This is a genomic window from Corynebacterium pilbarense (assembly GCF_026930265.1).
In the GTDB taxonomy this organism is placed as follows: domain Bacteria; phylum Actinomycetota; class Actinomycetes; order Mycobacteriales; family Mycobacteriaceae; genus Corynebacterium; species Corynebacterium pilbarense.
Map to the genome: position 1 here is coordinate 1 of NZ_JANRML010000158.1, position 503 is coordinate 503.

At 49.5% G+C, this 503-nt stretch carries 1 protein-coding gene; it reads left to right on the forward strand.

Annotated features, from left to right (window positions below; genetic code table 11):
- Positions 1-204, forward strand: a 204-nt coding sequence (locus tag NUW87_RS11620; RefSeq protein WP_269028693.1) for a hypothetical protein, incomplete at its 5' end; no start/stop codon positions are given.
- Positions 205-503 lie beyond the last annotated feature (299 nt).

A 503-nucleotide genomic window follows, 5' to 3' on the forward strand; every position in this document is an offset into this window, starting at 1 on the left:
CTCCCTTTCTTCTATCGAGAAATCGGACTCCGCAATTTCGTGAGTCCTGTGGTCGAGTGTTTTGGATTCTCAAAACCCCAAACCCCGATGCAAGTCAACGCTGACCACTCCTTCTCTTATCGAGATTTTCCCTATCGGGATTTCGGCGCTCGCGATGTTAAGCAAAAGGATTTACCGAACCCCATTGTGATGAAACTCCGATGAGCTCGCGGCTTTGATTTTTCAATGGTCCCTTATCTTGTCGGAACTTTTGGACTTCGCGGGATCGCGAATCCTAACACCAAATATTTAGAACTCCTAGCGGCGAGGTCCCGATGAATTTGTGCCACCTGTACTCCACTTCTTCGACTCTCTGTGGCCCACACTGTCTACCCACCTGTCGGGATATCACGTATCGCAATATCGTGATTCCCGTTACAATATTTCAGAGTTTCGATCCACGAAACCCCGATACACGATTCCACGTGCAAATCCAATGGCCCTTGCGGCTCGGATCGACGACC